This is a genomic window from Streptomyces sp. CGMCC 4.7035, assembly GCF_031583065.1.
GTDB lineage: Bacteria > Actinomycetota > Actinomycetes > Streptomycetales > Streptomycetaceae > Streptomyces > Streptomyces yaanensis.
The window spans coordinates 5542909-5568074 of sequence record NZ_CP134053.1; the positions used below are offsets into that span (position 1 = coordinate 5542909).

At 71.1% G+C, this 25166-nt stretch carries 21 protein-coding genes; 15 read left to right on the forward strand and 6 right to left on the reverse strand.

What is annotated here, in order from left to right:
* Complete coding sequence (locus Q2K21_RS24210) at positions 1-1263, forward strand: CaiB/BaiF CoA transferase family protein (RefSeq protein ID WP_310774961.1); 1263 nt, start codon at positions 1-3, stop codon at positions 1261-1263.
* A gap of 42 nt (positions 1264-1305) precedes the next feature.
* Here Q2K21_RS24210 and Q2K21_RS24215 read toward each other — a convergent pair whose 3' ends face one another.
* The 3 genes from Q2K21_RS24215 to Q2K21_RS24225 form a co-directional block, all read right to left on the reverse strand.
* Positions 1306-1575 (reverse strand): hypothetical protein, encoded by a 270-nt coding sequence (locus Q2K21_RS24215; RefSeq protein WP_310774962.1) that lies wholly within the window; start codon positions 1573-1575, stop codon positions 1306-1308.
* 115 nt (positions 1576-1690) lie between these two features.
* Positions 1691-2512 carry an anti-sigma factor gene (locus tag Q2K21_RS24220; RefSeq protein ID WP_310774964.1) on the reverse strand — a complete coding sequence of 274 codons (822 nt, stop codon included), beginning with the start codon at positions 2510-2512 and terminating at the stop codon, positions 1691-1693.
* On the reverse strand, positions 2509-3051 hold the full coding sequence (locus tag Q2K21_RS24225; RefSeq protein ID WP_310781201.1) for a sigma-70 family RNA polymerase sigma factor: 543 nt from the start codon (positions 3049-3051) through the stop codon (positions 2509-2511). The genes Q2K21_RS24220 and Q2K21_RS24225 overlap by 4 nt, the downstream gene beginning before the upstream one ends.
* A gap of 206 nt (positions 3052-3257) precedes the next feature.
* Between Q2K21_RS24225 and Q2K21_RS24230 the strand changes: the two genes are divergently transcribed.
* From Q2K21_RS24230 to Q2K21_RS24245, 4 genes are all read left to right on the forward strand, one after another.
* The gene (locus Q2K21_RS24230; protein ID WP_310774965.1) at positions 3258-4787 is read left to right on the forward strand and encodes a DUF4331 domain-containing protein; all 1530 of its coding nucleotides are present in this window, start codon (positions 3258-3260) and stop codon (positions 4785-4787) included.
* Between the two features lie 141 nt (positions 4788-4928).
* Positions 4929-6983 carry a tetratricopeptide repeat protein gene (locus tag Q2K21_RS24235; protein WP_310774967.1) on the forward strand — a complete coding sequence of 685 codons (2055 nt, stop codon included), beginning with the start codon at positions 4929-4931 and terminating at the stop codon, positions 6981-6983.
* A complete protein-coding gene (locus Q2K21_RS24240; protein WP_310774969.1) occupies positions 6980-8578 on the forward strand; it encodes a HoxN/HupN/NixA family nickel/cobalt transporter in 1599 nt (532 codons plus the stop codon). The genes Q2K21_RS24235 and Q2K21_RS24240 overlap by 4 nt, the downstream gene beginning before the upstream one ends.
* 60 nt (positions 8579-8638) lie before the next feature.
* Positions 8639-10294 (forward strand): serine/threonine-protein kinase, encoded by a 1656-nt coding sequence (locus Q2K21_RS24245; RefSeq protein ID WP_310774971.1) that lies wholly within the window; start codon positions 8639-8641, stop codon positions 10292-10294.
* A 3-nt stretch (positions 10295-10297) separates the two neighbouring features.
* On the opposite strand, the gene Q2K21_RS24250 is transcribed toward Q2K21_RS24245, so the two are convergent.
* On the reverse strand, positions 10298-11104 hold the full coding sequence (locus Q2K21_RS24250; RefSeq protein WP_310774973.1) for an SGNH/GDSL hydrolase family protein: 807 nt from the start codon (positions 11102-11104) through the stop codon (positions 10298-10300).
* A gap of 303 nt (positions 11105-11407) precedes the next feature.
* Between Q2K21_RS24250 and Q2K21_RS24255 the strand changes: the two genes are divergently transcribed.
* From Q2K21_RS24255 to Q2K21_RS24280, 6 genes are all read left to right on the forward strand, one after another.
* A complete protein-coding gene (locus Q2K21_RS24255; RefSeq protein WP_386276295.1) occupies positions 11408-11830 on the forward strand; it encodes a hypothetical protein in 423 nt (140 codons plus the stop codon).
* A 4-nt stretch (positions 11831-11834) separates the two neighbouring features.
* Positions 11835-12929 (forward strand): GNAT family N-acetyltransferase, encoded by a 1095-nt coding sequence (locus tag Q2K21_RS24260; RefSeq protein ID WP_310774977.1) that lies wholly within the window; start codon positions 11835-11837, stop codon positions 12927-12929.
* A gap of 367 nt (positions 12930-13296) precedes the next feature.
* On the forward strand, positions 13297-14115 hold the full coding sequence (locus Q2K21_RS24265) for a glycosyltransferase family 2 protein (RefSeq protein WP_310781202.1): 819 nt from the start codon (positions 13297-13299) through the stop codon (positions 14113-14115).
* Complete coding sequence (locus tag Q2K21_RS24270) at positions 14112-15116, forward strand: glycosyltransferase family 2 protein (RefSeq protein WP_310774979.1); 1005 nt, start codon at positions 14112-14114, stop codon at positions 15114-15116. The genes Q2K21_RS24265 and Q2K21_RS24270 overlap by 4 nt, the downstream gene beginning before the upstream one ends.
* Positions 15113-15913 (forward strand): polysaccharide deacetylase family protein, encoded by an 801-nt coding sequence (locus Q2K21_RS24275; RefSeq protein WP_310774980.1) that lies wholly within the window; start codon positions 15113-15115, stop codon positions 15911-15913. The genes Q2K21_RS24270 and Q2K21_RS24275 overlap by 4 nt, the downstream gene beginning before the upstream one ends.
* Positions 15906-19628 carry a lipopolysaccharide biosynthesis protein gene (locus tag Q2K21_RS24280; RefSeq protein WP_310774982.1) on the forward strand — a complete coding sequence of 1241 codons (3723 nt, stop codon included), beginning with the start codon at positions 15906-15908 and terminating at the stop codon, positions 19626-19628. The genes Q2K21_RS24275 and Q2K21_RS24280 overlap by 8 nt, the downstream gene beginning before the upstream one ends.
* Before the next feature lie 47 nt (positions 19629-19675).
* Here the strand turns inward: Q2K21_RS24280 and Q2K21_RS24285 are convergent, their stop codons facing one another.
* Positions 19676-21094 carry a GH39 family glycosyl hydrolase gene (locus Q2K21_RS24285; protein ID WP_310781204.1) on the reverse strand — a complete coding sequence of 473 codons (1419 nt, stop codon included), beginning with the start codon at positions 21092-21094 and terminating at the stop codon, positions 19676-19678.
* A gap of 176 nt (positions 21095-21270) precedes the next feature.
* On the opposite strand from Q2K21_RS24285, the gene Q2K21_RS24290 reads away from it, so the two are divergent.
* Positions 21271-22365: a DUF5925 domain-containing protein gene (locus Q2K21_RS24290; protein ID WP_310774984.1), complete on the forward strand. Its 1095-nt coding sequence runs from the start codon at positions 21271-21273 to the stop codon at positions 22363-22365.
* 41 nt (positions 22366-22406) lie between these two features.
* Positions 22407-23195: a DUF72 domain-containing protein gene (locus Q2K21_RS24295; protein ID WP_310774986.1), complete on the forward strand. Its 789-nt coding sequence runs from the start codon at positions 22407-22409 to the stop codon at positions 23193-23195.
* A 115-nt stretch (positions 23196-23310) separates the two neighbouring features.
* Here the strand turns inward: Q2K21_RS24295 and Q2K21_RS24300 are convergent, their stop codons facing one another.
* Positions 23311-23679, reverse strand: a complete 369-nt coding sequence (locus Q2K21_RS24300; protein WP_310774988.1) for a GntR family transcriptional regulator — start codon at positions 23677-23679, stop codon at positions 23311-23313.
* Between the two features lie 69 nt (positions 23680-23748).
* Between Q2K21_RS24300 and Q2K21_RS24305 the strand changes: the two genes are divergently transcribed.
* Positions 23749-24678: a GNAT family N-acetyltransferase gene (locus Q2K21_RS24305; RefSeq protein WP_310774990.1), complete on the forward strand. Its 930-nt coding sequence runs from the start codon at positions 23749-23751 to the stop codon at positions 24676-24678.
* Entirely contained in the window at positions 24659-25162 is a 504-nt protein-coding gene (locus Q2K21_RS24310; protein WP_310774992.1) for a ribonuclease FAU-1 family protein, read from the forward strand. The genes Q2K21_RS24305 and Q2K21_RS24310 overlap by 20 nt, the downstream gene beginning before the upstream one ends.
* Positions 25163-25166: the final 4 nt, after the last annotated feature.

Consider the following 25166-nt stretch of genomic DNA (forward strand, 5'->3'; position numbering starts at 1 on the left):
ATGGAGATCCAGCACACGGAGCCACAGTCACTGGCCGCCACGGCCTCGCCCCTGTCCCTGCCCCTGCCCCTGCCCCTGCCCCTGCCCCTGGAGGGCATCACCGTCATCGCCGTCGAGCAGGCCGTCGCCGCGCCCTTCGCGACCCGTCAGCTCGCCGACCTGGGCGCCCGTGTGATCAAGGTCGAGCGGCTGGACGGCGGCGACTTCGCCCGCGGCTACGACACCGCCGCCCGCGGTCTGGCCTCGCACTTCGTCTGGTGCAACCGCGGCAAGGAGTCCATCGCGCTGGACCTGAAGGACCCGAGGGGCCTGGACGTCGTACGGCGGCTGGTCGCGGACGCGGACGTGTTCGTGCAGAACCTCGCCCAGGGGGCCGCCGCCCGGCTCGGCCTGGACGCGGCCACGCTGTGCGCGGCGCACCCGCGGCTGGTCGCCGTGGACATCTCGGGCTACGGGGTGTCGGGACCGTACGCGGACAAGCGGGCGTACGACATGCTCGTGCAGTGCGAGGCGGGGCTCGTGTCGGTCACCGGGACACCGGAGCAGCCGGTCAAGGCGGGGATTCCGGCAGCCGACATCGCCGCGGCCATGTACGCGTTCTCGGGCGTGCTCGCGGCCCTCGTCCGGCGGGGCACGACCGGACGCGGCGGGCCGGTCGAGGTCTCCATGCTGGAGGCGCTCGCCGAGTGGATGGGGCACCCGCTGCACCACGCGATGCACGACGGCGTTCCCCCGGCGCGCACGGGTCTGGCGCACGCCGTCATCGCACCGTACGACGCCTACCCGACGGCGGACGGCGGCCGGGTGCTGCTGTCCGTGCAGAACGACCGGGAGTGGCGTCGGCTCGCCGAACAGGTGCTCGGACAGCCGGAGCTGGGGACCGATCCGGCGTACGCGACGAACGCGGCACGGGTGGCCCACCGGGAACGAACGGACGCACTCGTGGGCAAAGCCCTGGGCGCCCTCGGGGCGGACGAGGCGGTGGCCCGTCTGGAGGCGGCGGGCATCGCGTGCGCCCGCCTCAGGGACCTACGGGAAGTGGCGGAGCATCCGCAACTGACTGCCCGGGGGCGCTGGCGGGAGGTGGGGACGCCGGTGGGACCGCTCAGGGCGCTGCTGCCGCCGATCACACTGCCGGGTGGGGACGACGCGCGGATGGGGGATGTGCCCGCGCTCGGGGAGCACACCGAGGCGCTGCTGCGTGCCGTGGGGATGACGGACGACGGGATCGCAGCGCTGCGCCGGGACGGTGTGGTGGCCTGAGCGCGGGCCCTCGGACTGACCTGCGAGGAACGCCGGTGTCGCTCAGCGTCCGCCGAACAGCGAACGGCGGAGCCGGCGCAGCGGCGCGAAGAGCGAGACCTTGTGCACGCGCGCACCCCTGCCGGTGCGGTTGTGCGCGGGCTCACGTGCGGTCAGTTCACGCATCAGCGAGGTCGCCTCGGCCGTCTCGCGCTGCGGGATGGCAGGGCCTCCAAGCACCGAGAGATGGCGGTCGAGGCGCGAACTGGTCGCGCTGCTCCCGCAGGTGATCGCAGGGACCCTCGCCCTGCTGCGCACTGTTATCTGTTCCATGTCACTCCCCACCCGTACGAGTCCACCCGGCCCGGGCAGAGTAACCCTATCGCTCCTGGGCGGCACTCGTGTATCGCGGGCACAGGATTCACCTTCCCCGTAAGGGTGTTGACGGCTACTCTCCGAATCCGACGGATTGCAGGGCGAGTTGGACAACCGGCTGGCTGGTGGGCTGTGGTGAGCCTCCGCCGGGTTCGACGGTTACGGCGAGTGACGTCGCCGACTTGCTCAGACCGCGCGCGACCAGGGGCGTGTCGCCCTGGAACAGCCCCAGGGAGCGCGGCCGCACGTTGGGGCGCATGAGCCAGAGCTGATGCACGCGGCCGCCGGGCAGTGCGCCCAGTCCGCTGAGGGTGACGACGGCGCGCCCCTCAGAGGCGGAAGCGACTACTCCGATTCCTTGGCCCTTGGCGTCCCGGTCACTGGTCGCACGGGCGTCGGGGGCGGCGAGAACGTGGGCGATCTCACGCGCCTGCGCGCGCTCGGCATCGAGTGTGTCCTGGGTTCGCGTGGCCTGGACGGCGAAGAGCGCGGCCACGACGAGGGCCGCGGCGGCCGTCGCGGTGGCCAACGGGGCGAAGAGGGAGCGCAACCGGGGCGCACGGGCGCGCGGGGGCGGCGGCGCGGTGCCCCAGACGTGCGGCGGGAGATGCGGTGCGCGGACCCGGGACGTCTCCTGCGCGGGTGCCGGTTCCTGCGGGATGCCGCGTACGGCGGTGAGCACGCGGTCGCGCAGACCGGGCGGGGCCAGGGCCGTCGTCGACCAGGCGAGGCGGACGGCGTCCTCGGACAGGGCCCGCACCTCGGCGGCGCAGCGGTCGCAGCCCTTGAGGTGCTTCTCGAAGCGGCGCCGCTCGTCGGGTTCGAGCGCGTCGAGCGCGTAGGGCGCGGCGAGGGAGTGCAGCTCGCCGGAGCGCAGGCGGGACAAGAGGCTCATGCGGCACCTCCCAGGCATTCGCGCAGCCGGGTGAGTCCGTCGCGCATCCGCGTCTTGACCGTGCCGAGCGGCAGTGAGAGCCGCTCGGCCACCTCACGGTACGTGTAACCGTCGTAGTAGGCGAGCGTCACCGACTGGCGTTGCAGGGCGGTGAGGCGGTCCAGGCAGCGGCGCACCCACTCGCGTTCCAGACCTGCCTCCACCTCCTCGGCGACCTGGTCGAAGGCGGGATGGTGGGCGCGCCAGGCCTCACGCTGCTCGCGCTCGCCGGCCGCACGGGCGCTGCGCACCCGGTCGACGGCACGGCGGTGGGCGAGGGTGAGGATCCACGACAGCGCGCTGCCGCGGCCCGGATCGAACCGCGGGGCGGAGCGCCACAGTTCGAGCAGCACTTCCTGGGCCACTTCCTCCGACTGCGCGGGGTCACGTACGACCCGGCGCACCAGACCGAACACCGGCCCGGACACCAGTCCGTAGAGGTCCTCGAAGGCCTTCTGGTCCCCTCCGGCCACGAGCACCAGAAGTTCGTCCGCCTCCATCCGCGCCCCCCTCGCCGACACCGTGCACGGCATGCTCGCTCCACTGTGACATTCGCTGCTCTCACGCCTTCAGATGAGATACGGATCAGCGGGCCGAAAACGCGGGTCGAGCAGGCAATAAAACTTTTTTCAGATTCGACCAAGACGCTGGCCCGACTGCTCCGTATCCCTGTGCGAAGGACAAGTTGGCACTGAGGACGGACGGCATGACACCTATCTCCAGGAGCGGCGCGGGTCGCAGGAACATCGCGACCCTCATCTGTGGTGCGCTGGCCGCCGGCGGGCTCGCAGCCGCCGGCGCGACCGCGCTGGAACCGGGGGCGGCCTCCGCCTCCTCCCACCGGGAGGCTCCGCTGATCTCGGGGCAGCCGCAGTACGACAACACGGACCTGTACGCGTTCGTGAGCCCCGACAAGCCGGACACGACGACGATCATCGCGAACTTCGTCCCGTTCGAGGAGCCGGCGGGCGGGCCCAACTTCTACACGTTCGCGGACGACGCCCAGTACGACATCCACATCGACAACAACGGTGACGCGCAGGGCGAACTGGTCTTCCGCTACACGTTCAAGACGCACACGAAGAACAAGAACACCTTCCTGTACAACACGGGTCCGGTCGACAGCCTGGACGACCCCGACCTCAACATCACGCAGTCGTACGACATCGAGCTGCTCAAGCTGCACAACCAGAGGATCGTCTCGCGGACGAAGATCGCGGACGATGTGCCGGTCGCGCCGTCGAACGTCGGCAAGGCGTCGATGCCGGACTACGGCAAGCTGCGCGACCAGGCCGTCTACAAGCTCGCGGGCGGCTCGACGACGTTCGCCGGGCAGGCGGACGACCCGTTCTTCGCGGACCTGCGGGTCTTCGACCTGCTGTACGGCGGGAACCTGTCGGAGGTCGGCAACGACACCCTCAAGGGCTACAACGTCAACTCCCTCGCGATCCAGGTGCCGAACAGCTACCTCCGCGAGTCGGAGCACCAGCCGATCGTCGGCATCTGGGCGACGGTCCAGCGCAGGGACTCGCGCGGCTACTACTCGCAGGTCTCGCGGCTCGGCAACCCGCTGGTCAACGAGGTCGTCAACCCGCAGAAGGACAAGGACAAGTTCAACGCGTCCCAGCCGTGGTACGACGCGCAGTTCCTGAAGAACGTGACGAACCCCGAGCTGCCGAAGCTGATCGAGGCGATCTACAAGATCAAGGCGCCGGCCGAGCCGCGCAACGACCTGGTGGACGTCTTCCTGAAGGGCGTGAAGGGCCTCAACCAGCCGCCGTACGTGAAGGCGGCGGAGGAGCTGCGGCTCAACACCTCCATCAAGCCCACCATGCACCCGAAGCGGCTGGGTGTGCTCGACGGGGACAACGCGGGCTTCCCGAACGGGCGCCGGCTGACCGACGACGTGATCGACGCGGCCCTGCAGGTCGTGGAGGGCGAACTGGTCGGCTCCAAGAACGACCTGGGCGACGCGGTCGACGCGAACGACCAGAAGTTCGAGCACTCCTTCCCGTACCTGGCCGAGCCGACCTCCGGTTCGCGCGGCTCGCTGGCGAAGGGCACCGGCAACGACACGCGCAGCCAGCTGGGTGACGGACTGCTGGCGACCGGTTCGAGCGGCACCGACACCACGCTGGTCGCGACGTCCGCGGCGGCGGGCGCCGCCGGGGTCCTGCTGATCGGCACCGGGCTGATCTGGTGGCGCCGGCGCAACAGCCGCTACGGCGCGTACTGACCCGTCCACGGGCGAGGCCCACCCGCGGTCTCGCCCCTCCCGACCGGCGCGGCCCGTGCGTATCCATCCCCCACGGCACGGGCCGCGCCGCCCCACCCCCCTGACAACGACCGCTTCCGCCCAGGAGATTGAGGAGAGGGCATGTCCCCGCGTACGAACGAGAGCGCGCCGGCGAGCGGGCACGACGGCGGCCCGGAGGCCGAGCCGCCGAGCCCGACGCTCGGCGCGGCGGAGACCAGGCCCAAGGAGGGCACCTCGGACGCCCTGGAGGACATCGCACGCGCCTCGGACGCCCTGGAGGACACCGCACGCGCTGAAGACGCTCGGAAGCACAGCGCACGCGCCGCAGACATCCGGGGGACCGCCACACCAGCCGCAGACACCCGGGAAGAAACCGCACGCGCCGGGGCACTCGATGGGAGCCTCGCATCGAACGCCGGGGAGGACGGGGAAAGCGCCGACGCGCCCGAGGAGAACCTCACGAGCACGCCGCCGACTCCACGCGCGCAGGTCGACCGGCTCGATTACGGGGCCGGCTGGCTGGCGCTGCTCGCCGAGCCGCACGGCGACGGCCTCCAGCCGGTCGACGCACCCGGCGCCGACACTGCATCGTCGTCCCCCGAACCGAACGGCGAACCCCAGGTGATGAACACACCAACCGCCGCCACCGCAGCATCTCCTGAACCGGCCGACGGTTCCGAGCCGGTCGACGTACCCACCGACGGCACGACACCGTCTCCCGAACAGACCGGCCAGACCGGCCACCCGGAGACCGTGGCCGCACGGGCCGCCGCCGCGACGTCTCCCCGGCCGGCCGACGGTGGCGACGAGCGAATCGTCGCCCTACGGCGGTTCTCCGCGTCCGGGCGGCGGTGGCGCGGCCTTCAACTCGCGCTCTGCGTCACCTCGTTGGCCGTGGCGCTCACCGCCGGGGCCGTTGTCATGGGTGCCGTTCGGGACGGCGGTACGACCCCCGTCGCGTCCACGGCCGACGGTGTCTCGCCCGCACTGCTCGCCAGTGGTGATCTCGACGCCGGCATCCGGGCCTTGCAGGCTCATCTCCGCGCCCAGCCACGGGACCACGGCAGCTGGGCGACCCTCGGCCTGGCATACGTGGAGCAGGCCCGCACCAAGGGCGACCCCTCCCGCTACCCCCAGGCGGAGCGCGCCCTCGACCGCTCGCTGAAGCTCCGCCCGGACAACGACGCCGCGCTCGCCGGTCGCGCCGCCCTCGCCGCGGCCCGCCACGACTTCACCGGCGCCCTGAAGTACGCGGATCTGGCCCTGAAGCAGAACCCGTACAGCGAGCGCGCCCTCTCCTCCCGCATCGACGCGCTCGTCGAACTCGGCCGCTACGACGAGGCGTCGAAGGCCGCCGACCTGGCCGACTCGCGCCACCCTGGCGTCCCCGTCTTCACGCGGTACGCCTACGTGCACGAACTGCGCGGCGATGTGAAGACCGCCCGGCGCGTGCTGGAACAGGCCCTCGACACGGCCACCTCCCGCGGCGACATCGCGTACGTGGCGACGGCCCTCGGCCAGCTCGCCTGGAACCAGGGCCAGTACGAGACCGCCCTCAACCACTACGCCCGCGCACTCGCCGCCGACGACACCTACCTCCCCGCACTGGAGGGCCGCGCCCGCGCCCAGGCGGCCCAGGGTGACACCGCGGACGCGATCCGCGGCATGGAGCAGATCGTCGATCGCTATCCGCTCCCCCAACCGCTCGTCGAACTCGGCGAGTTGTACGAGGCGCGGGGCAAGGAGGGCGACCCGGCCAGGGCCCGCGACCAGTACGCCCTGGTCGACGCCTGGGTCTCGCTGGCGCGCGCCAACGGCGTCGACGCCGACCTCGACACGGCCCTCGCCGCCGCCGACCACGGCGACCGCACGGCCGCGCTGAGGGCCGCCCGCGCCGAGTGGGCGCGCCGCCACACCGTCCACACCGCGGACGCCCTCGCCTGGGCCCTGCACGTCAACGGCCGCGACCAGGAAGCCCTCCCGTACGCCCGGCGGGCCACCGCCACCGGCTACCGCAACGCGAGCTTCCTCTACCACCGCGGCCTGATCGAGCGCGCCAACGGTCACACGAAGGAGGCCCGAGCCTCGCTCACCTCCGCGCTGAAGCTCAACGCCGGCTTCTCGCCGCTGGGCGCGCGTGAGGCCCGTAAGGCACTGGAGGCGATGAAGAAGTGAACCTCCGTCGCGTCGTCGCCTCCGGCGCGGCCGTCCTCACGGCCGCCTGCGCACTCGTCCTCGTTCCCTCGGGCGCCGCGAGCGCCCACCCGCTCGGCAACTTCACCGTCAACCGGTACGACGGCCTCGTCGCCGCCCCGGGAGAGCTGCGGATCGACCATGTCGAGGACCTCGCGGAGATCCCGGCCACCCAGGCCAGGCCCGATATCGAGAAGCTCGGTCTGACCGAGTGGGCCCGGCAGCGGTGCGCGAAGGCCGCCGAGGGCAGCAAGGTCACCGTCGACGGACGCCCTGCCACGCTCACCGTCGGCACGAGCCACGCGCAGCGGCGGCCCGGTCAGGCGGGGCTGAACACCCTGCGCGTGGAGTGCGGGCTGACGGCACCGCTGCCCAAGGGCGACTCCGTCACCCTCGGCTTCCACAGCGCGGGCGCCTCGACCGGGCCCGGCTGGCGGGAGATCACGGCCCGCGGCGACCGTATGACGCTCACGGCCTCGGACGTGCCGAAGACGTCCGTCTCACACGAACTCTCCAGCTATCCCAAGGAGTTGCTCTCCTCCCCCGCCGACACCGTCAAGGCCTCCCTGCGGGTGCGCCCCGGCGGCCCCGCCCTCGCCGACGACCAGCGGGACGCGCCGGCCGCCGCCATCCTTCCGCGCGGCGCCGACCGCTGGACCCGGGCGCTGGACGATCTGGTGGCCCGCCACGACCTCACCCTCGGTTTCGCCACGCTTGCGCTGGTCATCGCGATCGGCCTCGGCGCCATGCACGCGCTCGCGCCGGGACATGGCAAGACCATCATGGCCGCGACGGCGGCGGCCCGCGGCGGCCGAGCGAGGCTCAGGGACGTCCTGCCCCTGGCCGCGTCGGTGACGGTCACCCACACCCTGGGCGTGGTCGCCCTGGGCCTGCTGGTGACGGCCGGCTCCGCGGCGGCGCCCTCGGTGATCGCGTGGCTGGGCCTGGCGAGCGGGGTCCTGGTCACCCTGGCGGGCGCGTCGCTCGTACGACGGGCCTGGCGCAACCGGGCACCTGCGCACGGGCATACGCACGTTCACGGGCACGGGCACACACATGCGCACGGAGACGACCACGGCCACTCGCACCACCACTCGGACCATCCCCATCAGCACGACCACGGCGATCACGAACACGAACACGAACACGGTCACCGTCACGAACACGAACACGAACACGACCACGGCATCCCCCACAGCCACGGCGGCATCACCCACACGCACCCCACCGCCCCCACCCTCCGCGGCACGATCCTCCTCGGCTTCGCCGGTGGACTCGTGCCCAGTCCCTCCGCCGTGGTAGTGCTCGTGGGCGCCGCCGCGCTCGGCCAGGCATGGTTCGGGCTTCTGCTCGTCGTCGCGTACGGCGTAGGGCTCGCCCTGACGCTGACCGCTGCCGGGTTCGCCGTGGTCAAGCTGGGCAGCGGGATGAACCGCGTACTGGAGGGGCGCCCCCGCTGGACCGGCGGCCCGATGGCGGCGCTGGTGCGCAGGACCGCGCCGCTGGGGTCCGCGTTCGTCGTCGTGGCCCTCGGTGCCGGACTGGTGTTCAAGGGGGCGGCATCCGCACTCGGTTGAGCTACTTTTGGGGAGAAATGACGCGGAGTGGATACGCGGAGTGGAATCGCGCGGAGGCGAATGGGGGACCCCGTGTCCGAAGAACCTGGCCATGAACGTGTGATCGCGGGGCGCTACCGTCTGCTGTCCCCCCTCGGCCAGGGCGGGATGGGTACGGTGTGGCGGGCCCGTGACGAGGTCCTGCACCGCGAGGTGGCCGTCAAGGAGGTACGCGCCCCGGCCGGGCTCCCGACGCCCGAGGTCGAGCGCATGTACACCCGGCTGGAGCGCGAGGCCTGGGCAGCGGCCCGGGTGGCGAACCGGAACGTGGTGACGGTCTACGACGTGGCCCATGAGGACGGCCGCCCCTGGATCGTGATGGAACTGATCCGCGGGATCGCCCTGTCGGACCTGCTGGACGCGGAGGGGCCGATCTCCCCACAACGGGCCGCGCACATCGGTGCCGAGGTGCTGGCCGCCCTGCGCGCGGCGCACGCGGCCGGGGTGCTGCACCGCGACGTCAAACCGGGCAACGTCCTGCTGGCGAACGACGGCCGGGCGGTCCTCACGGACTTCGGTATCGCCATGGTCGAGGGCAGCTCCGCGCTGACCATGACCGGCGAGGTCATCGGATCACCCGAGTTCCTCGCCCCCGAGCGGGCGCTCGGGCGCACGCCGGGGCCCGAGTCCGATCTGTGGTCGCTGGGCGTGCTGTTGTACGCGGCGGTCGAGGGCAACTCACCGTTCCGGCAGAACACCCCGTTGAGCACGCTGCGGGCGGTCGTCGACGAGGAGTTGCCGCCGCCGCGCCGGGCCGGGCCGCTGGCCGCGGTGATCGAGGGGCTGCTGCGCAAGGACCCGGCCGAGCGCATCCCGGCCGAACGGGCCGAGCGGGACCTGCGGATCATCGGTGCGGGCGGCACCCCGCGCACGGGCACCTCCGCGTACACGCCGAACACGCCGTACACACCGACGGTCGCGGCCTTCTCGAGCGGACCGCCGACTCCCCCTCACCCCACACCCACACCCACACCCGCACCCACGCCCGCGGCCGGCGCCGCGACCCGGCCCGTGCACCAGGCTCCTCCCGAGCCACCGGATCGCAACCGTCGTGCCGCCGTCGTCCTGATCGCGGGGGTGGCCGCGCTCGCGCTGGCAGTCGCCGGGCTGACGTACGCGCTGGTGAACCGCGACAACGGCAGCGGCGGCAGGACCGGCACGAACAGCGAGTCCACTCACAGCGACAGTGGCGGAGGGAAGACTTCGAGCAGTACGGGCGACAACACCAAGGGCGGCGGCGCCCCCACCGGCGAGCGGTCCGCTCCCCGTACGAGCGGCGCACCGAGTACGACCCCGCCCGCCCAGTCCGTCCGGGTGACGGTGACGGGGTCACACACCGAGTACAGCGGCGTCTGCCCGCCGCCGGAGGCCGAGGCGCCCAGGTTCACGGCGACGTTCACGGTGGGCAGCGTCCCGGTCGACCTGTCGTACCGCTGGGTGGCCAGGACGGGACAGCTGTCGGACCCGGACTGGAAGACGTTGTCGTTCCCCGCGGGCGAGGGCCGGACCAAGCAGCAGCAGATCGTCATCACCTCGTACGACACGGACGGTCCGGTGCACAACGAGATCAGTGTGGAGGTGCGCAGCCCGGTACGGGCCACGTCCAATTCCGTGCCGTTCTCCGTGACCTGTGAGACGGAGACCCCGACGGGCGGGGCCTCCCCCTCCAGTTCATGACCGTCAGGCCGCGCTGGTCAGTACCGGCAGATAGCCGCCGGACTGGCCGGCCGCGGTCGGGTGGTAGGACTCGCCGATGTTCAGCCAGTTGAGGCTGTGCAGCCAGGAGTCGCTGGAGCAGATCTCGTGGCCGCTGAAGGTGGAGCGGACGTCGCCGAAGGTGAAGCCGTGGTCGGCGGCGCGCTTGGCGATCGCGGCGTCGATGTAGTCAGCGGCACCGTTGATCGCGGACCGCTTGGTCTGGGACAGGCCGAGACAGGTGCCGCCGAGCTGGTAGAAGCGGGGGTAACCCAGCACGACCACATGGGCCGAGGGGGCCTTGGCGCTGATCGCCGAGTAGACGTTGTCGAGCCGGCCGGGCAGGGTCGAGTCGACGTACGCCTTGGCCGTCGCGATCCGGGACAGGCAGGCGCTGTCGGACTGGAGCACGCACGTTGTCATGACGTCGGCGAAGCCCGCGTCATTGCCGCCGATGGTGAGGGAGACGAGGCCAGTCGATGCGCTGAGGGTGCCGAGCTGATTGTTGATCACATCAGTGGTCACGGCGCCCGAGCAGGCCAGGAAGCTGAACGAGGCGGGGGCGTGGGCGGCCTGCCACAGGTACGGGTAGGCCTTGGTGCTGCGGGAGCAGTCGCCGCTGGAGCTGATGTAGCTGCCGGCGCCGACACCGGCGGAGTAGGAGTCGCCGAGGGCCACATATCCGGTGGCCGCCGCGAGGGGGGACGCCTGGGCCGCGGCGGCCCCGGTGAGGGCGAAGCCGAGGGCGAGGAGGAGCGAAGTCACATATGCCGCGATTCGGGAACGTCTCATGGAACCTCCCTTTAGCAGGACCTCTGCCACAACTGTCGTAGCAGCTACGCGTGTTGACAGGAAGTGTCCATGCCAAGACTTTCGACGCCTGCCGGGATCGGTCCCGCGCATTCACGATGAGTCCGATTGCCACACCAGTCCCGCGCTGAACACCCGTTCTCCAAAGGCCGTAACCGCCTTCGGGGAACACATGTTTAAAGCGGGCCAAGAACCTGTGCGTGCCGCTTCCGCATCTTGACGATCCCCCGCCCGCTGCGCGACATTGAAGCCCGGCATCCGGCGCTTCGGGGGGCAAAGTCGCCAATGCAGACGATAGGCATCAAGCCACCTTCATCAGGCAAGGATGGGCAGTCGGGGCAGGATCCGGGGAGGGATCTGTTTCCTCTGCTCGCAGGCGCGGCGGTCGCCTTCGCGGGGGTCGGTGCGATCCTCGCGCTCAGCGACGCCGACTCACCGCTGCGCGGCCCGTTCACGCTGTTCTTCCTGCTCGCCGCGCCGGCAACGGCCGTCGGAGCCGCCTTGCGGGGGCTGGAACCCTTGTCCCGCACGGTGGTGTCCGTCGCGGGGGCGATCGCGATCGATCTGCTGGTTGCCCAAGGCATGTTGGCGGTACACCGGTGGTCGGTCCGCGGCGGCATCGTCGCGGTGACCGTGATCAGCTCCCTCGTTCTCCTGCTGGTACTGGTACGGCGGCATCGCGGCCGTACGGCGAGAAGACGGGCCTGAAGACGTGGATATCAGCGTGTACCGCCCCGGCGAACTCAGCGCCGCCGACCGGGCGGCGTGGACGGCTTTGCAGTCGAAGGCCCATCTGAACGGTTCGCCCGGGCTGGCGAACCCGTTCCTGTCCCCGGAGTTCGCGCTCGCCGTGGGCCGGACGAGACGTGGCGTGCGCATAGCCGTCGCCCGCGAGGACGGCGAGCCGGCCGCGTTCTTCCCGTTCCAGAGAACCGCCGCCGGCGTCGGCCGGGCCGTCGGCCTCGGCGTCTCGGACTGTCAGGGCCTGGTACACCGGCCCGGCTTCACCTGGGACGCCCAGGAGCTGCTGCGGGCCTGCGGGCTCGCGGTCTGGGAGTTCGACCACCTGGCGGAAGGCCAGGCGCCGTTCGAGGCGGGAGCCTCCGGCACCTTCCCGTCCCCGGTCATGGACGTCGACCAGGGGTATGAAACGTATCTGCGCCAGCTGCGCGCCCAGTCGCCGAAGTTCACCCGCACGACGCTCGCCAAGGAGCGCAAGCTCGGACGGGACTCGGGTGAGGTGCGCTACGTCCACGACGAACGCGATCCGGTCGCCCTGCGTACGCTGATGGGCTGGAAGTCGGCGCAGTACCGCAGAACCGGGCGCAGCGACCGCTTCGCGCACCCCTGGATCAACCAGCTGGTGCACCAGCTCTTCCACACCCGCTCCGAGCCGTTCGCGGGGATCCTGTCGGTGCTCTACGTGGACGGCAAGCCGATCGCCGCGCACTTCGGGCTGCGCACCGAGCGGGTGCTGGCCTGCTGGTTCCCGGCGTACGACCCGGAGTTCGCGAAATTCTCGCCCGGGCTGATCCTGCATCTGCGGATGGCCGAGGCGGCCGCTGCCGACGGTATCGCCTATCTGGATCTGGGGCGGGGCCAGAAGGAATACAAGGACTCCCTGAAGACACGCGAGCTTTTGGTGTCGGAAGGGTGGGTGACCCGTCGTCACCCTGTCGCGTTCGGACACAGGGCGCGCCGCGCCCCGGTCCGGGCACTGCGCAATGCGGTGCTGTCTCGGCCGGAACTCTTCGAGCCGGCCGACAAGATCCTGAAACGGATGGGGAAAATCCGTTCGAAGGGTTGAGTTACGGCCATACCAACAAAAAGGCGGGACAGCGTTCCAGGTCTTGCCATAATGGCGTAATCGTCAATACCGTCATACATCAACCCGCATCGGTCCATCATCAAGCGGATCCAGGGGAGGGCTCAGGTACCGCGATGGTTCCGGAGCGGGGCGCGGTAGGGGGGTGCCGTGCTCGGCGACCACGGTCGTACGAGTCGTGCCGCGCGACCGGCTGCCGTTTTCCCGGCAGGCGGCCAGCTTTGCCAGCTCACCCGGCGTGCACGGAGATCCATTTCGGCATGCCGTAAGTGAGAACCCCCCTTTCGAACCGGACAAAGAGCCGGACCGCCCAGGGGCGGGCGGTCCACCGGACGAGAGGGACCAGCTCATGAGTTCATTCCTGCGCTCTGCCGTTTCGGATCAAGATCCGTTAATGCAGGGCAAGTACCGGCCCATCTCCTCTCACCTGGCCATTGCGCCGCCGGTGAGCGTGGTGATCCCCGCCATGAATGAGGCGGAGAATCTCCCCTACGTCTTCAAGACCCTTCCCGGCTGGATTCACGAAGTGGTTCTTGTGGACGGCAATTCCACCGACAACACCGTGGAGGTCGCGCGAGAGCTGTGGCCGGAGGTGAAGGTCGTCGAGCAGCGGGGCAAGGGCAAGGGTGATGCCCTGATCACCGGGTTCGAGGCCTGCACCGGCGACATCATCGTGATGGTCGACGCGGACGGCTCGGCGGACGGTCACGAGATCGTCAGCTACGTCTCCGCCCTGGTGTCCGGCGCCGACTTCGCGAAGGGCTCGCGGTTCGCGAACGGCGGCGGCACGTCCGACATGACACCCATCCGCAAGCTGGGCAACCGGGTCCTGTGCGCGATCGTCAACGCCAAGTTCGGCGCGCGCTACACCGACCTGTGCTACGGATACAACGCGTTCTGGCGGCACTGCCTCGACAAGATCGACCTCGACTGCACGGGCTTCGAAGTCGAGACCCTGATGAACATCCGGGTCGTCAAGGCAGGACTCAAGGTGCAGGAGATACCCAGCCACGAGTACCTCCGCATCCATGGCGCGAGCAATCTGCGCGCGGTGCGGGACGGCTTCCGGGTGCTGAACGTGATCCTCAAGGAGCGCTCCAACCGGCGCGCGCTGCGCCGCCGCAAGCACGCCGTGGCGCTCGACTCGGGCCGGGGAGAGGTGTCTTGAGCAACCCGGACATCTCCGTGGTGATCTGCGTCTACACCGAGGACCGCTGGGAGGACATCCTCGCGGCGGTCGCCTCGGTGCGGGCGCAGTCCCGGCCGGCACGCGAGACGCTGCTGGTCGTCGACCACAACGAGACCCTGCTGGAACGGCTGACCAGGGAATACAAGGAAGCCGGGGAGGACGGGACGGTCCGGGTGCTCGCCAACGCGGGCCCCCGCGGCCTGTCCGCGGGCCGCAACACCGGCATCGCCGCCTCGCACGGCGAGATCATCGCGTTCCTCGACGACGACGCCGTGGCCGAGCGCGACTGGCTCAAGCACTTCGCCGAAGGCTACGCGGACCCGCGGGTGATGGCCGTCGGCGGCCGTACGATGCCGATCTGGGCCTCGGGCCGCCGCCCGGTCTGGTTCCCGGAGGAGTTCGACTGGGTGGTGGGCTGCACGTACAAGGGGCTGCCGCCCGGCCGGGTCCGGGTGCGCAACGTCCTCGGCGGCAACGCCTCCTTCCGCCGCACGGCCTTCGACGCGGCCGGCGGCTTCGCCACGGGCATCGGGCGCGACGGCGACAAGCGCCCGCTGGGCTGCGAGGAGACGGAGCTGTGCATCCGCCTCACCCGGGCCAGGCCCGACGCGGTCCTGCTCATCGACGACCGGGCCGTGATCCACCACCGGGTGCCCGAACCGCGCGAGCACTTCGCCTACTTCCGCACCCGTACCTACGCCGAGGGCCTATCCAAGGCGCTGGTGGCCCGCAGCGTCGGCTCCGACAAGGGCCTGGAGTCCGAGCGCCGCTACACCACCCGGGTACTGCCCGCCGGGGTGGCCCGCGGGCTGCGCGACGCCCTGCTGGCCCGCCCCGGCGGCGCGGGCCGGGCGGGCGCGATCGTCGCCGGGGTTCTCACGGCGGCGGGCGGGTACGTGCTCGGCAGCGTCCGGGCGCGCAGGGGCGGCGCGGCCTTCTCGGTCGTAGAGATCCCGGACGGCAGGGGGGACACCGCATGAGCGAACAGACCGTGCCGATTCTCATGTACCACTCGGTCGCGACAGCACCCAACGACGCCACACGCGTCCTGTCGGTGGCGCCCGAGGCCTTCGCGGAGCAGATGGCCCAGCTCGCGGACCTGGGCTTCACACCCGTCACCACGGCCGACCTCGCGCGAAGTTGGCGGCAGGGCGGTCCGCTGCCCGCGCGGCCCGTCCTCATCACCTTCGACGACGGCTATGAGGGCGTGCACCGGCACGCCCTGCCCGTGCTCGCCAAGCACGGCTTCGCGTCCACACTGTTCGTCTCCACCGGCTGGATCAGGGGCGCCCACGACACCGGTGGCGGCCTGGACACCATGCTCGACTGGGACCAGGTCCGCGACCTGGCGGGCTCCGGGGTCGAGATCGGCGGGCACAGCCATACGCATCCGCAGCTCGACCAGCTCGCCGACGACGCGCTCCGGTTCGAACTGCTGCGCTGCCAGGAGATCATCACCGACGAGCTGGGCACCCGGCCGGTCTCGTTCGCCTACCCGTACGGCTACTCCAGCCGCCGGGTGCGCCGCACGGTGCGCGAGACGGGCTACCGGCAGTCGCTCGCCGTCGGCAACGGTCTGGCGCGCCGCCGTCAGGGCCCGTACGCACTGCAACGGGTCACCGTGCGCCGCACCACCGGCGCCGAGGAGTTCGAGCGGCTCGTCCAGGGCCGCGCGATCGCCCGCAACTTCGCCAGGGACCGCGCCCTGACCAAGGGATACGCCGTGGTCCGAAGAGCACGACAGGTCTGCCGGAAGGCCATCCGTACCCGTGTCTGACACGACGACCACAACCGAGGCCTCACAGCCCACGACCGCGGCGCCCGAACAGTCGGGACGCCGCCTTCGCCTGCCCGGACGCGGCGGCGGGGGCGGCGGCAACCAGCTGTTCCGCAACGCCTATGCGCTGATGCTCAACACCGGTATCTCCGCGGTGCTCGGCCTCGGCTACTGGCTGGTCGCGGCCCGCTACTACTCCGACGCCGCCGTCGGCCAGGGCTCGGCCGCGATCGCCGCGATGAAGCTCCTCGCCGGGCTCACCGCGGTGACGCTGACGGGTGCCCTGGCCCGCTTCATCCCCATCGCGGGGCGCATGACCGGACGGCTCATCTTCCGTACGTACGCGGGCAGTTCGGTCGTCGTGGCGCTCGCCGCGGGGGTCTTCCTGCTGACGCTGAACGTGTGGGGGCCCTCCTACCGCTTCCTGCACGGGACCGTCAACGGACTCGGGTTCATCGTCGCCATCGTCGCCTGGAACCTGCTCACACTCCAGGACGGGGTGCTGACCGGGCTGCGCAGCGCGCTGTGGGTGCCGGTGGGCAACACCGTGTTCTCCGCGGTGAAGCTGGCGCTGCTCGTCGCGCTCGCCGCGGCCATCCCGACGGCCGGTGTCTTCGTCTCCTGGGTCGCCGCCATCGCCACGTCCGTGATCCCGCTCGGCTGGCTGGTGTTCCGGCGTCTGGTGCCCCGGCACATCAAGACGACCGAGGACCACGCCAAACCGCCGTCGCTGAAGGAGATCGGCCGGTTCCTGGCCGGCGACTACACCGGCTCGCTGTTCTCGCTCGCCGTGGTCTACCTCGTCCCCGTGATCGTGGCCTCGCAGGTCAGCTCCGCCGACAACGCCTACTTCTACATCACCACCACCATCGGCGGCACGACCAACCTGCTCGCCATCAACATGGGCGCCTCGCTCACCGTCGAGGGCTCGCACGACCCGGCGCGGCTCGCCGCCAACACCCGGGCCGCGCTCAAGCGCATGGCCCGGATCATGATCCCGGTGTGCGCGCTGCTGTTCCTCGGCGCGCCCCTCATCCTGCACGTCTTCGGCGACGGCTACGCCCACGCGGCGACCCCGCTGCTGCGCTGGTTCGCGGTCGGCGCACTGCTGCGGGTCGTCATGGAGACGTACTTCGCGGTCCTGCGCGCCCAGAGCCGCACCATGGGACTCGCCTGGCTCCAGGGCCTGCTGTGCGTCCTGGTGCTGGGGCTGACCGTGCTGCTGCTCCCCCGCATGGGGCTGACCGGCGCGGGCGTCGCGGAGATCTCCAGCCTCGCGGTGATCGTGGCGATCGCCCTGCCGAAGCTGATCAAGATCGTGCGCACCGCACCGGCGGACGCCGTACCCGAGGACGCGGCACCGGACGGGGACCTCGCCGACCTGGGGGCGCGCGAGGTCCCCGCTGCGAAGAGCGGGCCGTCCTGGGCGAAGACGATCGACGCCGACACGCTCGCGCTCGGCATCCACGTCGACTTCGACCACCAGGAGCGCCGCCCCGACGTACGCCCCGGCCCGGGCACACCGCCCACGGGGACACCAGTGGCGCCAGTGGAGGAGCGGGAGAACCGCGCCCCGTCAGGGGCGCGGGGCCTGACCTCAAGCGGCTCCATCGCGCGGGTGCGACCAGCCACAACGGACCCGCAGCTGACAGACCACCCACGCTCTTCCGGCTCTCCGAGCGGAGCGCACCCGTTCCGGCCGACCCGCATCGGGCTCCTCCTGGGCTGCCTGCTCGCCTCCGCACTGCTGCTGTACTGGGTACCCGCACTCGGACTCAACGACGGCTCCCTCGAACGCATGGGCGGCCTGGGACTGATCTCGGTCCTGCCGCTGCCGACCCTGGTCGGGGCGGCACTGCTGGTCGTGGTCTTCGCCGCGCTGCTGTGGCGCAGAAGCGAACCCAAGGGCCTGCTGCTGGTCACCCTGCTCGCCACGGTCGTGTCACTGCACGCGCTGCCCGCGGTGATCGAGACCGAGCCGCGGTTCGCGACGGCCTGGCAGCACCTCGGGTTCCTCGACTACATCGACCGGACCGGATCGGCCGTACCGGACCTGGACGCGCGCTGGAGCTGGCCCGGCTTCTTCGCGGGGGCCGCGTTCGTCGCCCGGGCCTGCGGCGTCACCGACCTCACCGAGGTCATCCGCTGGTGGCCGCTGACCATCCAGCTCCTGTACCTGGCGCCGATGTTCCTGCTGGTGCGCTCGCTGCGGGCGAGCTGGCGCGCCAAGTGGACCGGCATCTGGATCTTCGTGCTCAGCGGCTGGGTCGGCCAGGACTACTTCTCGCCGCAGGGCTTCACCTATCTGCTCTACCTGGTCTTCGTGGCCATCCTGCTGGTCTGGTTCCGTGCGCCGCGCGTGATCTGGACGAAGGCACGCCCCGGCGAGGCGGAGGTGGAGCCGACCGGCCGCGGGCAGCGGGCCGTGCTGCTGATGGTGCTGATCGGCCTGTACGCGGCGAGCGTCCCCGCCCACCAGCTCACCCCGTTCGTGATGCTGGGCGTGCTCGCGGCGCTCGTCCTGATCGGCCGCTCCGAACTGCGCGGCCTGCCCCTCCTGTTCGCGGTGCTGGTGGCGTTCTGGGTCGGCTTCATGGCGGAGCCGTACTGGTCCGGGCACTTCGACGAACTCTTCGGCGGGGTCGGCGGTGTCGGCAGCAATGTGTCGACGTCCGTCTCCGGGCGCATCCAGGGCGGCGACTCGACGCACAAACTCGTGCTCTACGCGCGCGTGCTGCTCGCCGGCGCCGTGATGGTCTTCGCGTGCTGGGGCTGGTGGCGGCGGCGCGGTCATAAGTACCGCGAGCGGTCGCTGATCGTGCTCACCTTCGTGCCGTTCCTGGGCTTCGGCATGCAGTCGTACGGCGGGGAAATGGCCCTGCGCGTCTTCATGTTCGCCCTGCCGGGCGCCGCCCTGCTCGCCGGGCTCGCCCTCTTCCCGCGCACCGGCGTGACCGCGAAGGAGCGGGACAAGGACCGCACGAGCCTCGCCCCGCTCGCCGCCCTGGTGGCGGGACTGCTGCTGCTCGGCGGCTTCCTGGTGGCCCGCTGGGGCAACGAGACGTTCGAGCGGATCCGCCCGGGCGAGGTCACGGCCATGGACTACGTGTACGCGCACGACAACCCGACCGTCCGGCTGCTGTGGCTGAGCAACGACACGGTGAACAACGTGACGCCGGCGATGCCGTGGGGCGCGAAGGACATGGAGAAGGTGCAGTACGTGCCGACGCTCGCGCCCGCCGATCCGGTCCTGGTGTCGGGCCTGGTCAAGTCGCTCAAGGACGCGGGCCCGAACTCGTACCTGATGATCAACGTCAGTCAGGTGACCTATCTCCGGATGGACGTGGGCTACTCGGCGACCTGGGAGTCGCGGCTCATCAAGAACCTCGACGACCGCCAGGAGCTGAAGAGGGTCCTCGTCAACGAGGACGTGACCATGTACGCGCTGCGCAAACAGCCCGAGGGCAAGGTCGCCAAGCCGCAGCCGGGTCCGATCGGCCCCCGGGTGACGTGGACGCCGTGGTCGGTGGTCGGCGGGCTCGCGGCCGTGGCACTGGTCCTGCTGCTGACGGCGCGCGAGATCGTACGGGTCGCGATGAGGCCCGGCGTGCGGCAGCTGCGGTGGCTGCAGAGCAGCTTCTGGTTCTCGCTGCCGCTGCTGGCGGTGCTGCTGGCCTCGCTGGTGCAGCGGTTCATGACGATGGGGAAGGGCTGAGTCCCACACGGCGTGTCCCACGCCCCCGGCATACGAGGTGAAGCGGCTCAGCGCTGGAGCCACTTCACCTCGTACGGCTTCATGTCGAACCGCTTGCCGTCGACCTGGGCGCTGATCGTCCGGTCGAGGGTGTTCACCACGAGGACCACCTTGCCGGTGGCGAGGACGCGGACGTTGGGGACGTCGTCCTTGGCGACCGGCACCGTCCGGTACGTCGTGCCGGGCGGGAACTCCTTGCCGAACCGGGACACCAGGTCGTACATGGGCAGTGCCTTGCCACCGCCCGCGGTGTCGGTCGGGGTCCACAGGCAGCCGGGGCATGCGGTGCCCTGCTCCTCCTCCGGGTTCCAGTAGAAGCCGGAGGAGGCGCCGCCCTTGACCATGGCGATCATCCCGGTGGCCTGCACGGCGACGCGGTGGTCCTCGGACCAGCCCTTGCGGTCGTCATTGCCGTCGGCCGGCTCGACGTAGTACTCGGCCCACCACAGCGGCAGGTCGTGGGTCTGCCGCCGCACCCAGGCACCGACGGCGGTGAGCTTGTCCGTGGCCGCGAACTCGTTGGGCAGCAGGTCGTCGTCCTTGGTGTAGCTGGAGCCGTCCACGACGACGAAATCGGCGCCCGCCTTGTTCTTGTTCCAGTAGTCGAAGGCATCGAGGACCCGCTGGTCCATCGCGCCCCAGGTGCCGCGCAGAACGGTGGAGGCGTCCTCCTTCTGCCGCGGGTCGACGCTGTCCATGACGAGATACGGGCCACCCACCATGTTCTTGGGGTTGACCTGCTTGAGCGCCTTGTAGACGAGGTTGTACAGCTGGGTGTAGCCCTCGTAGTCCCAGCGGGCCTTGGAGTTGTTCCAGAAGCCCTTGAACTCGTTCCAGACGACGAAGTGGCGCACGTCCGGATAGCGCTTGGCCACGGTCGCGGCAAGGGCCGCGAAGTCCTTGTAGTGGTCGGGTGTGGGTGCGGTCTCCAGGGCGGACTGGCTCCAGTCGGTGTTGTCCGCGCCCGACTTGCCGCCCTTCATCCAGTCGGGGGCGCAGCACAGGGTGATGACCGGGGTGCCGCCGGACTCGCGTATGAAGTCGATACGGCGGTCCATCTCCTGGAAGTCGTAACGCCCCTTGACCGGCTCGGGGTTGCCCGCGCCCCAGCCCATGACGTGCTGGTTCTCCGGCACCCCCGTCCCGGAGAGCAGGTCCTCGACGCGTGCGGTGGCGCTGCCGTCGCCCTCGTCGGCGCTGTACTGCGTATGTGTGAAGCCCCAGCCGACGTCTGGTTCCGGCTCCTCGGACGGGGTGGCGGGCGTGCCGTGCACCTTGTCACCGTCGCGTATGGTGCCCCTGGTGCTCCCGCCGCCGGGCAGCGTGTTGATCAGGGTCACCACCAGGGCCAGAGCGGCCACAGCCACGCCGAGCAGCGCGGTGAGGCGCCACCGTCCTGCCCCCGAATTCCACCCATGACGTCCCATCAAGGGGCAACAGTAGCCGCGGGGATTGGCCGGGGGACAGATTGCGTCGTGCGACATCCTCGTAACAGGAAGTGCCGGACGGACCGGGAGAGCGGGATGAAACCGACACAGCCGACACACCCGGCGCACCACGGAAACCGGGTGCACGGGACGCCCTCGTGACGGATCATGGCGGCATGTCCGCGAACCCACACGACGCCCTGCCGCTCCGGCTCAATGTCGATGACAGCGACTCACCGTCCGATGTCGTGGACGCGCTGTTCCTCGGCCGCTTCGCGACGGGCGAGCAGCCGTACGCGCACGCGGCGAACATCGACCGCGTACGGTCCGGGGCCACGCTCCTGCCGCCGGGCGCCCGGGTGCTGCGCCTCGCCCGCGACGACGACCGCAGCGCGACGCTCGCGGAGGGCGACGGCTGGACGCTGCTGATCTCCCGCTGGAACCGCGGCGCGGACGTGACGGTGACCGCCACCAGCGCCGAACTGGCCGAGCAGGTGCTGAGCCAGGCCACGGACGGCGCGGCGGACGAACCGGAGCCGCAGCCGGAGAACGTGACGATGGGGTTCTGGTACGTCTCGCCGAGGCGCGGCCCGCACCGTACGACGCGGCAGATCGCGGCGGGCACGTGGGAGGAGGTCCGCCCGAACTACACGGCACCCGTGGCGGACGCCATGGACAGCCTGATGAAGACGACACCGGAGGACATCGCCGGCCGTCTGCTGCTGCTCCACGGCCCGCCGGGCACGGGCAAGACGTCGGCGCTGCGGACGCTGGCCCGCTCGTGGCGGGACTGGTGCCAGGTCGACTGTGTCCTGGACCCCGAGCGCCTGTTCTCCGACGTCGGCTACCTCATGGACATCGCGATCGGCGAGGAGGACTCGACGGGCAAGGGCCGCTGGCGTCTGCTCCTCCTGGAGGACTGCGACGAACTGATCCGCGGCGAGGCGAAGCACACGGCGGGCCAGGCGCTGTCCCGGCTGCTGAACCTGACGGACGGACTGCTGGGCCAGGGCAGGAACGTGCTGGTGGGCGTCACCACGAACGAGGACCTGGAGCGCCTGCACCCGGCGGTCGTCCGCCCCGGCCGCTGTCTGGCCCGTATCGAGGTCGGCCCGCTGACCCGCCCGGAGGCGGTGACCTGGCTGGGCCGCGAGGAGGGCGTGGGCCGCGACGGGGCGACCCTGGCCGAGCTGTACGCGCTGCGCCGGGGGACCTCACCGGCGTCGGTGCCCGACCAGCGGGCGCAAGCGGACGCGGGGCTGTACCTGTAGTTCCACCTGTCGCGGACCCCGGCCGGTGCTTTGATGGATGTATGACCCTGTTCGTCGGCACGTCGGGGTGGCAGTACCGGGACTGGCGCGACGTCCTGTACCCGGCCGACGTGCCCATGCGGCTGTGGCTGGAGGAGTACGCGACGCGGTTCGCCACGGTCGAGATCAACAACGCCTTCTACCGGCTGCCGTCCAGGGAGACGTTCGAGAGCTGGCGCGAGCGGGTGCCGGAGGACTTCGTGGTCGCCGTGAAGGCGAGCCGCTACCTGACGCACATCAAACGCCTGCGGGAGCCCGAGGAGCCGGTGCACCGTCTGATGAGCCACGCGGCCGGCCTCGGCGACCGGCTCGGCCCGGTCCTCCTCCAGCTCCCGCCCACCCTGCGCGTCGACGCGGCCCTCCTGGACGACTGCCTGGCCTGCTTCCCGTCCGGCACCCGGGTCGCGGTCGAACCGCGCCACGAGTCGTGGTGGACGCCTCAGGTGCGCGAGGTACTGCGGGCCCGGGGCGCGGCGCTGTGCTGGGCCGACGTCCTGGCCCGTCCGGTCACCCCGCTGTGGCGGACCACCGACTGGGGCTACGTCCGCTTCCACGCGGGCCGCGCCCAGCCGTGGCCGCGCTATGGCCGCCGGTCCCTGACGTCCTGGGTCCACCGCATCGCGGAGGCCTGGCCGGACCACCGGGACGTCCACGCCTACTTCAACAACGACCCGCACGCGGCGGCGGTCCTGGACGCGATGGCATTCGCCCGGGCGGCGGCGACGGCGGGGCTACGGGTGACGCGTACGCCGCAACGTCTGCCGACGGCGCCCGCGGGCACGGCACGTTGATCGCCTTGTTCCGTGAAATCCCGCCGCAACGGCGCTCCGCCACGACGGCGGTTCCGGCGGTGCCGAACTCAGCCCAGCCCCGCGTCACGACCCCGCGGACCGCCGACCGCACCGCTCAGTCCCCATAAGCCGCCCGCAGGGCATCCCGCACGGCGGCCAACGCCGCGTCCTCGGTCAGCCCGAGCCGCCGGACCCGCTGGGCATAGGCGGCAGCCGCGGCCGCAGCCTCACGCTCCGCGGCCGAGCCCGCGGCGGCGACGAAAGTTCCGTTGCGCCCCCGCGTCTCGATCACCCCGTCCGCCTCCAGCGCCTTGTACGCCTTGGCGACAGTGTTGGCCGCGAGACCGAGGGACTCGGCCAGTCCCCGCACGGTCGGCAGCCGGTACCCCACCGGCAGCACCCCCGAACGGGCCTGCTCGGAGATCTGCACCCGTACCTGCTCGTACGGTGGTGCGTTCTCGTCGATGTGGATCTTCAAGGTCACCTGGAGATTGTCCCGCACCCACGGAAATTGAGAGGCCCCCCGCGCCTGTTCCGCGTACCGTGCGCCCTCATGACAGTGATCGTGCGTGACCTCCGCCCCGACATGCGAGCGGACACCGAGGGCTTCACCCGGGTCCGGCAGCTGGCCCTGCCCTTCATCCTGTTCACCCCGGAGTCCGTCGCCTACGACGCCGCCCACGCGCACCCCGACGCCCACTTCCGGCCGCTGGTCGCGGAGGAGGACGGCGAGATCATCGGCACGGCCGGGGTCAGCCTCGCCCACGAGAGCGCGGAGCCCGGGCAGGGCCACGTCAACGTGTACGTGCACCCCGAGCACACCCGCCGCGGCGCCGGATCGCTCCTCGTCCGAGCCGCCGAGGAGCATCTGACCGCCGTGGGCGCGACCAGGCTCCTCAGCTGGGTGCTGGACGAGCCGGGCAACCACGCCTTCGCCGAGCGGCACGGCTACCGCAAGGGCCGCTCCGCGCACTTCCTCCGCCTGGACCTGGCCCAGGGCGCGCTGCCGCCGCTCCAGGACCCGCCGCCGGGCGTCGAACTGCGTACGGGCGCGGACTTCGCCGACGACCCGCGCCCCCTGTTCGAGCTGCACGCGGAGACGACGTCGGACGAGCCGGGCGAGATCGACATCGAGATCACCGACTACGAGGCCTGGCTGGAGGAGACCTGGCGGCACCCGCTGCTCAGCCACGAGCTGACCTCGGTGGCGCTGGTCGACGGCCGCCCCGCCGCCTTCAGCGCGGCCCGCACCGACGGCGGCACCCGCTACGGCACCGCGATGACCGGCACCGCCCGCGCCTTCCGCGGCCGCGGCCTCGCCAAGCTCGCCAAGAACCACTCCCTGCATCGCGCCCGCACCGCCGGGTACACGGAGGCGATCACGGGCAACGACGCCGGCAACGACCCGATGATCGCGATCAACAAGTGGTTCGGCTACGAGATCTGCGCGACGGAGGTGCACTATGTCCGCGAACTCGGTTGAGGCGAGGGACCGGTTGGACGTCGTCCTGGTCAAGGCGGGCCGGACGAAGATCCGTTACCCCGCCGAGCTGCTCCACGACGACGGCACCCGGATCGCCGTACGCGCCCCCTGGGCCGGTGACGGAGTCCGCGACTTCGGCTTCGTCCGCTTCGAGCCGGGCGACGTCTTCACGGAGTACTACTGGCGCGACCGCTGGTACTCCGTGAAGGAGGTCCGCGACGCCACGGGTGCCCTCAAGGGCTGGTACTGCGACATCACCCGCCCGGCCACGCTGACCGGCACGGAGCTGGTCGTCGAGGACCTCGATCTGGACCTGTGGCGCTCCGCGGGCGGCACGACCGTACTGCGCCTCGACGAGGACGAGTTCGCGGCGAGCGGGCTCGCGACGAGGGACCCTGAAGCCGCCGAGGCCGCCGTACGCGCCTTGGACGCCCTCGAACTCCTCGCCCGCGAGGGAGAGGAGTTCGAGGCGCTGCTGGTCTGAGCCG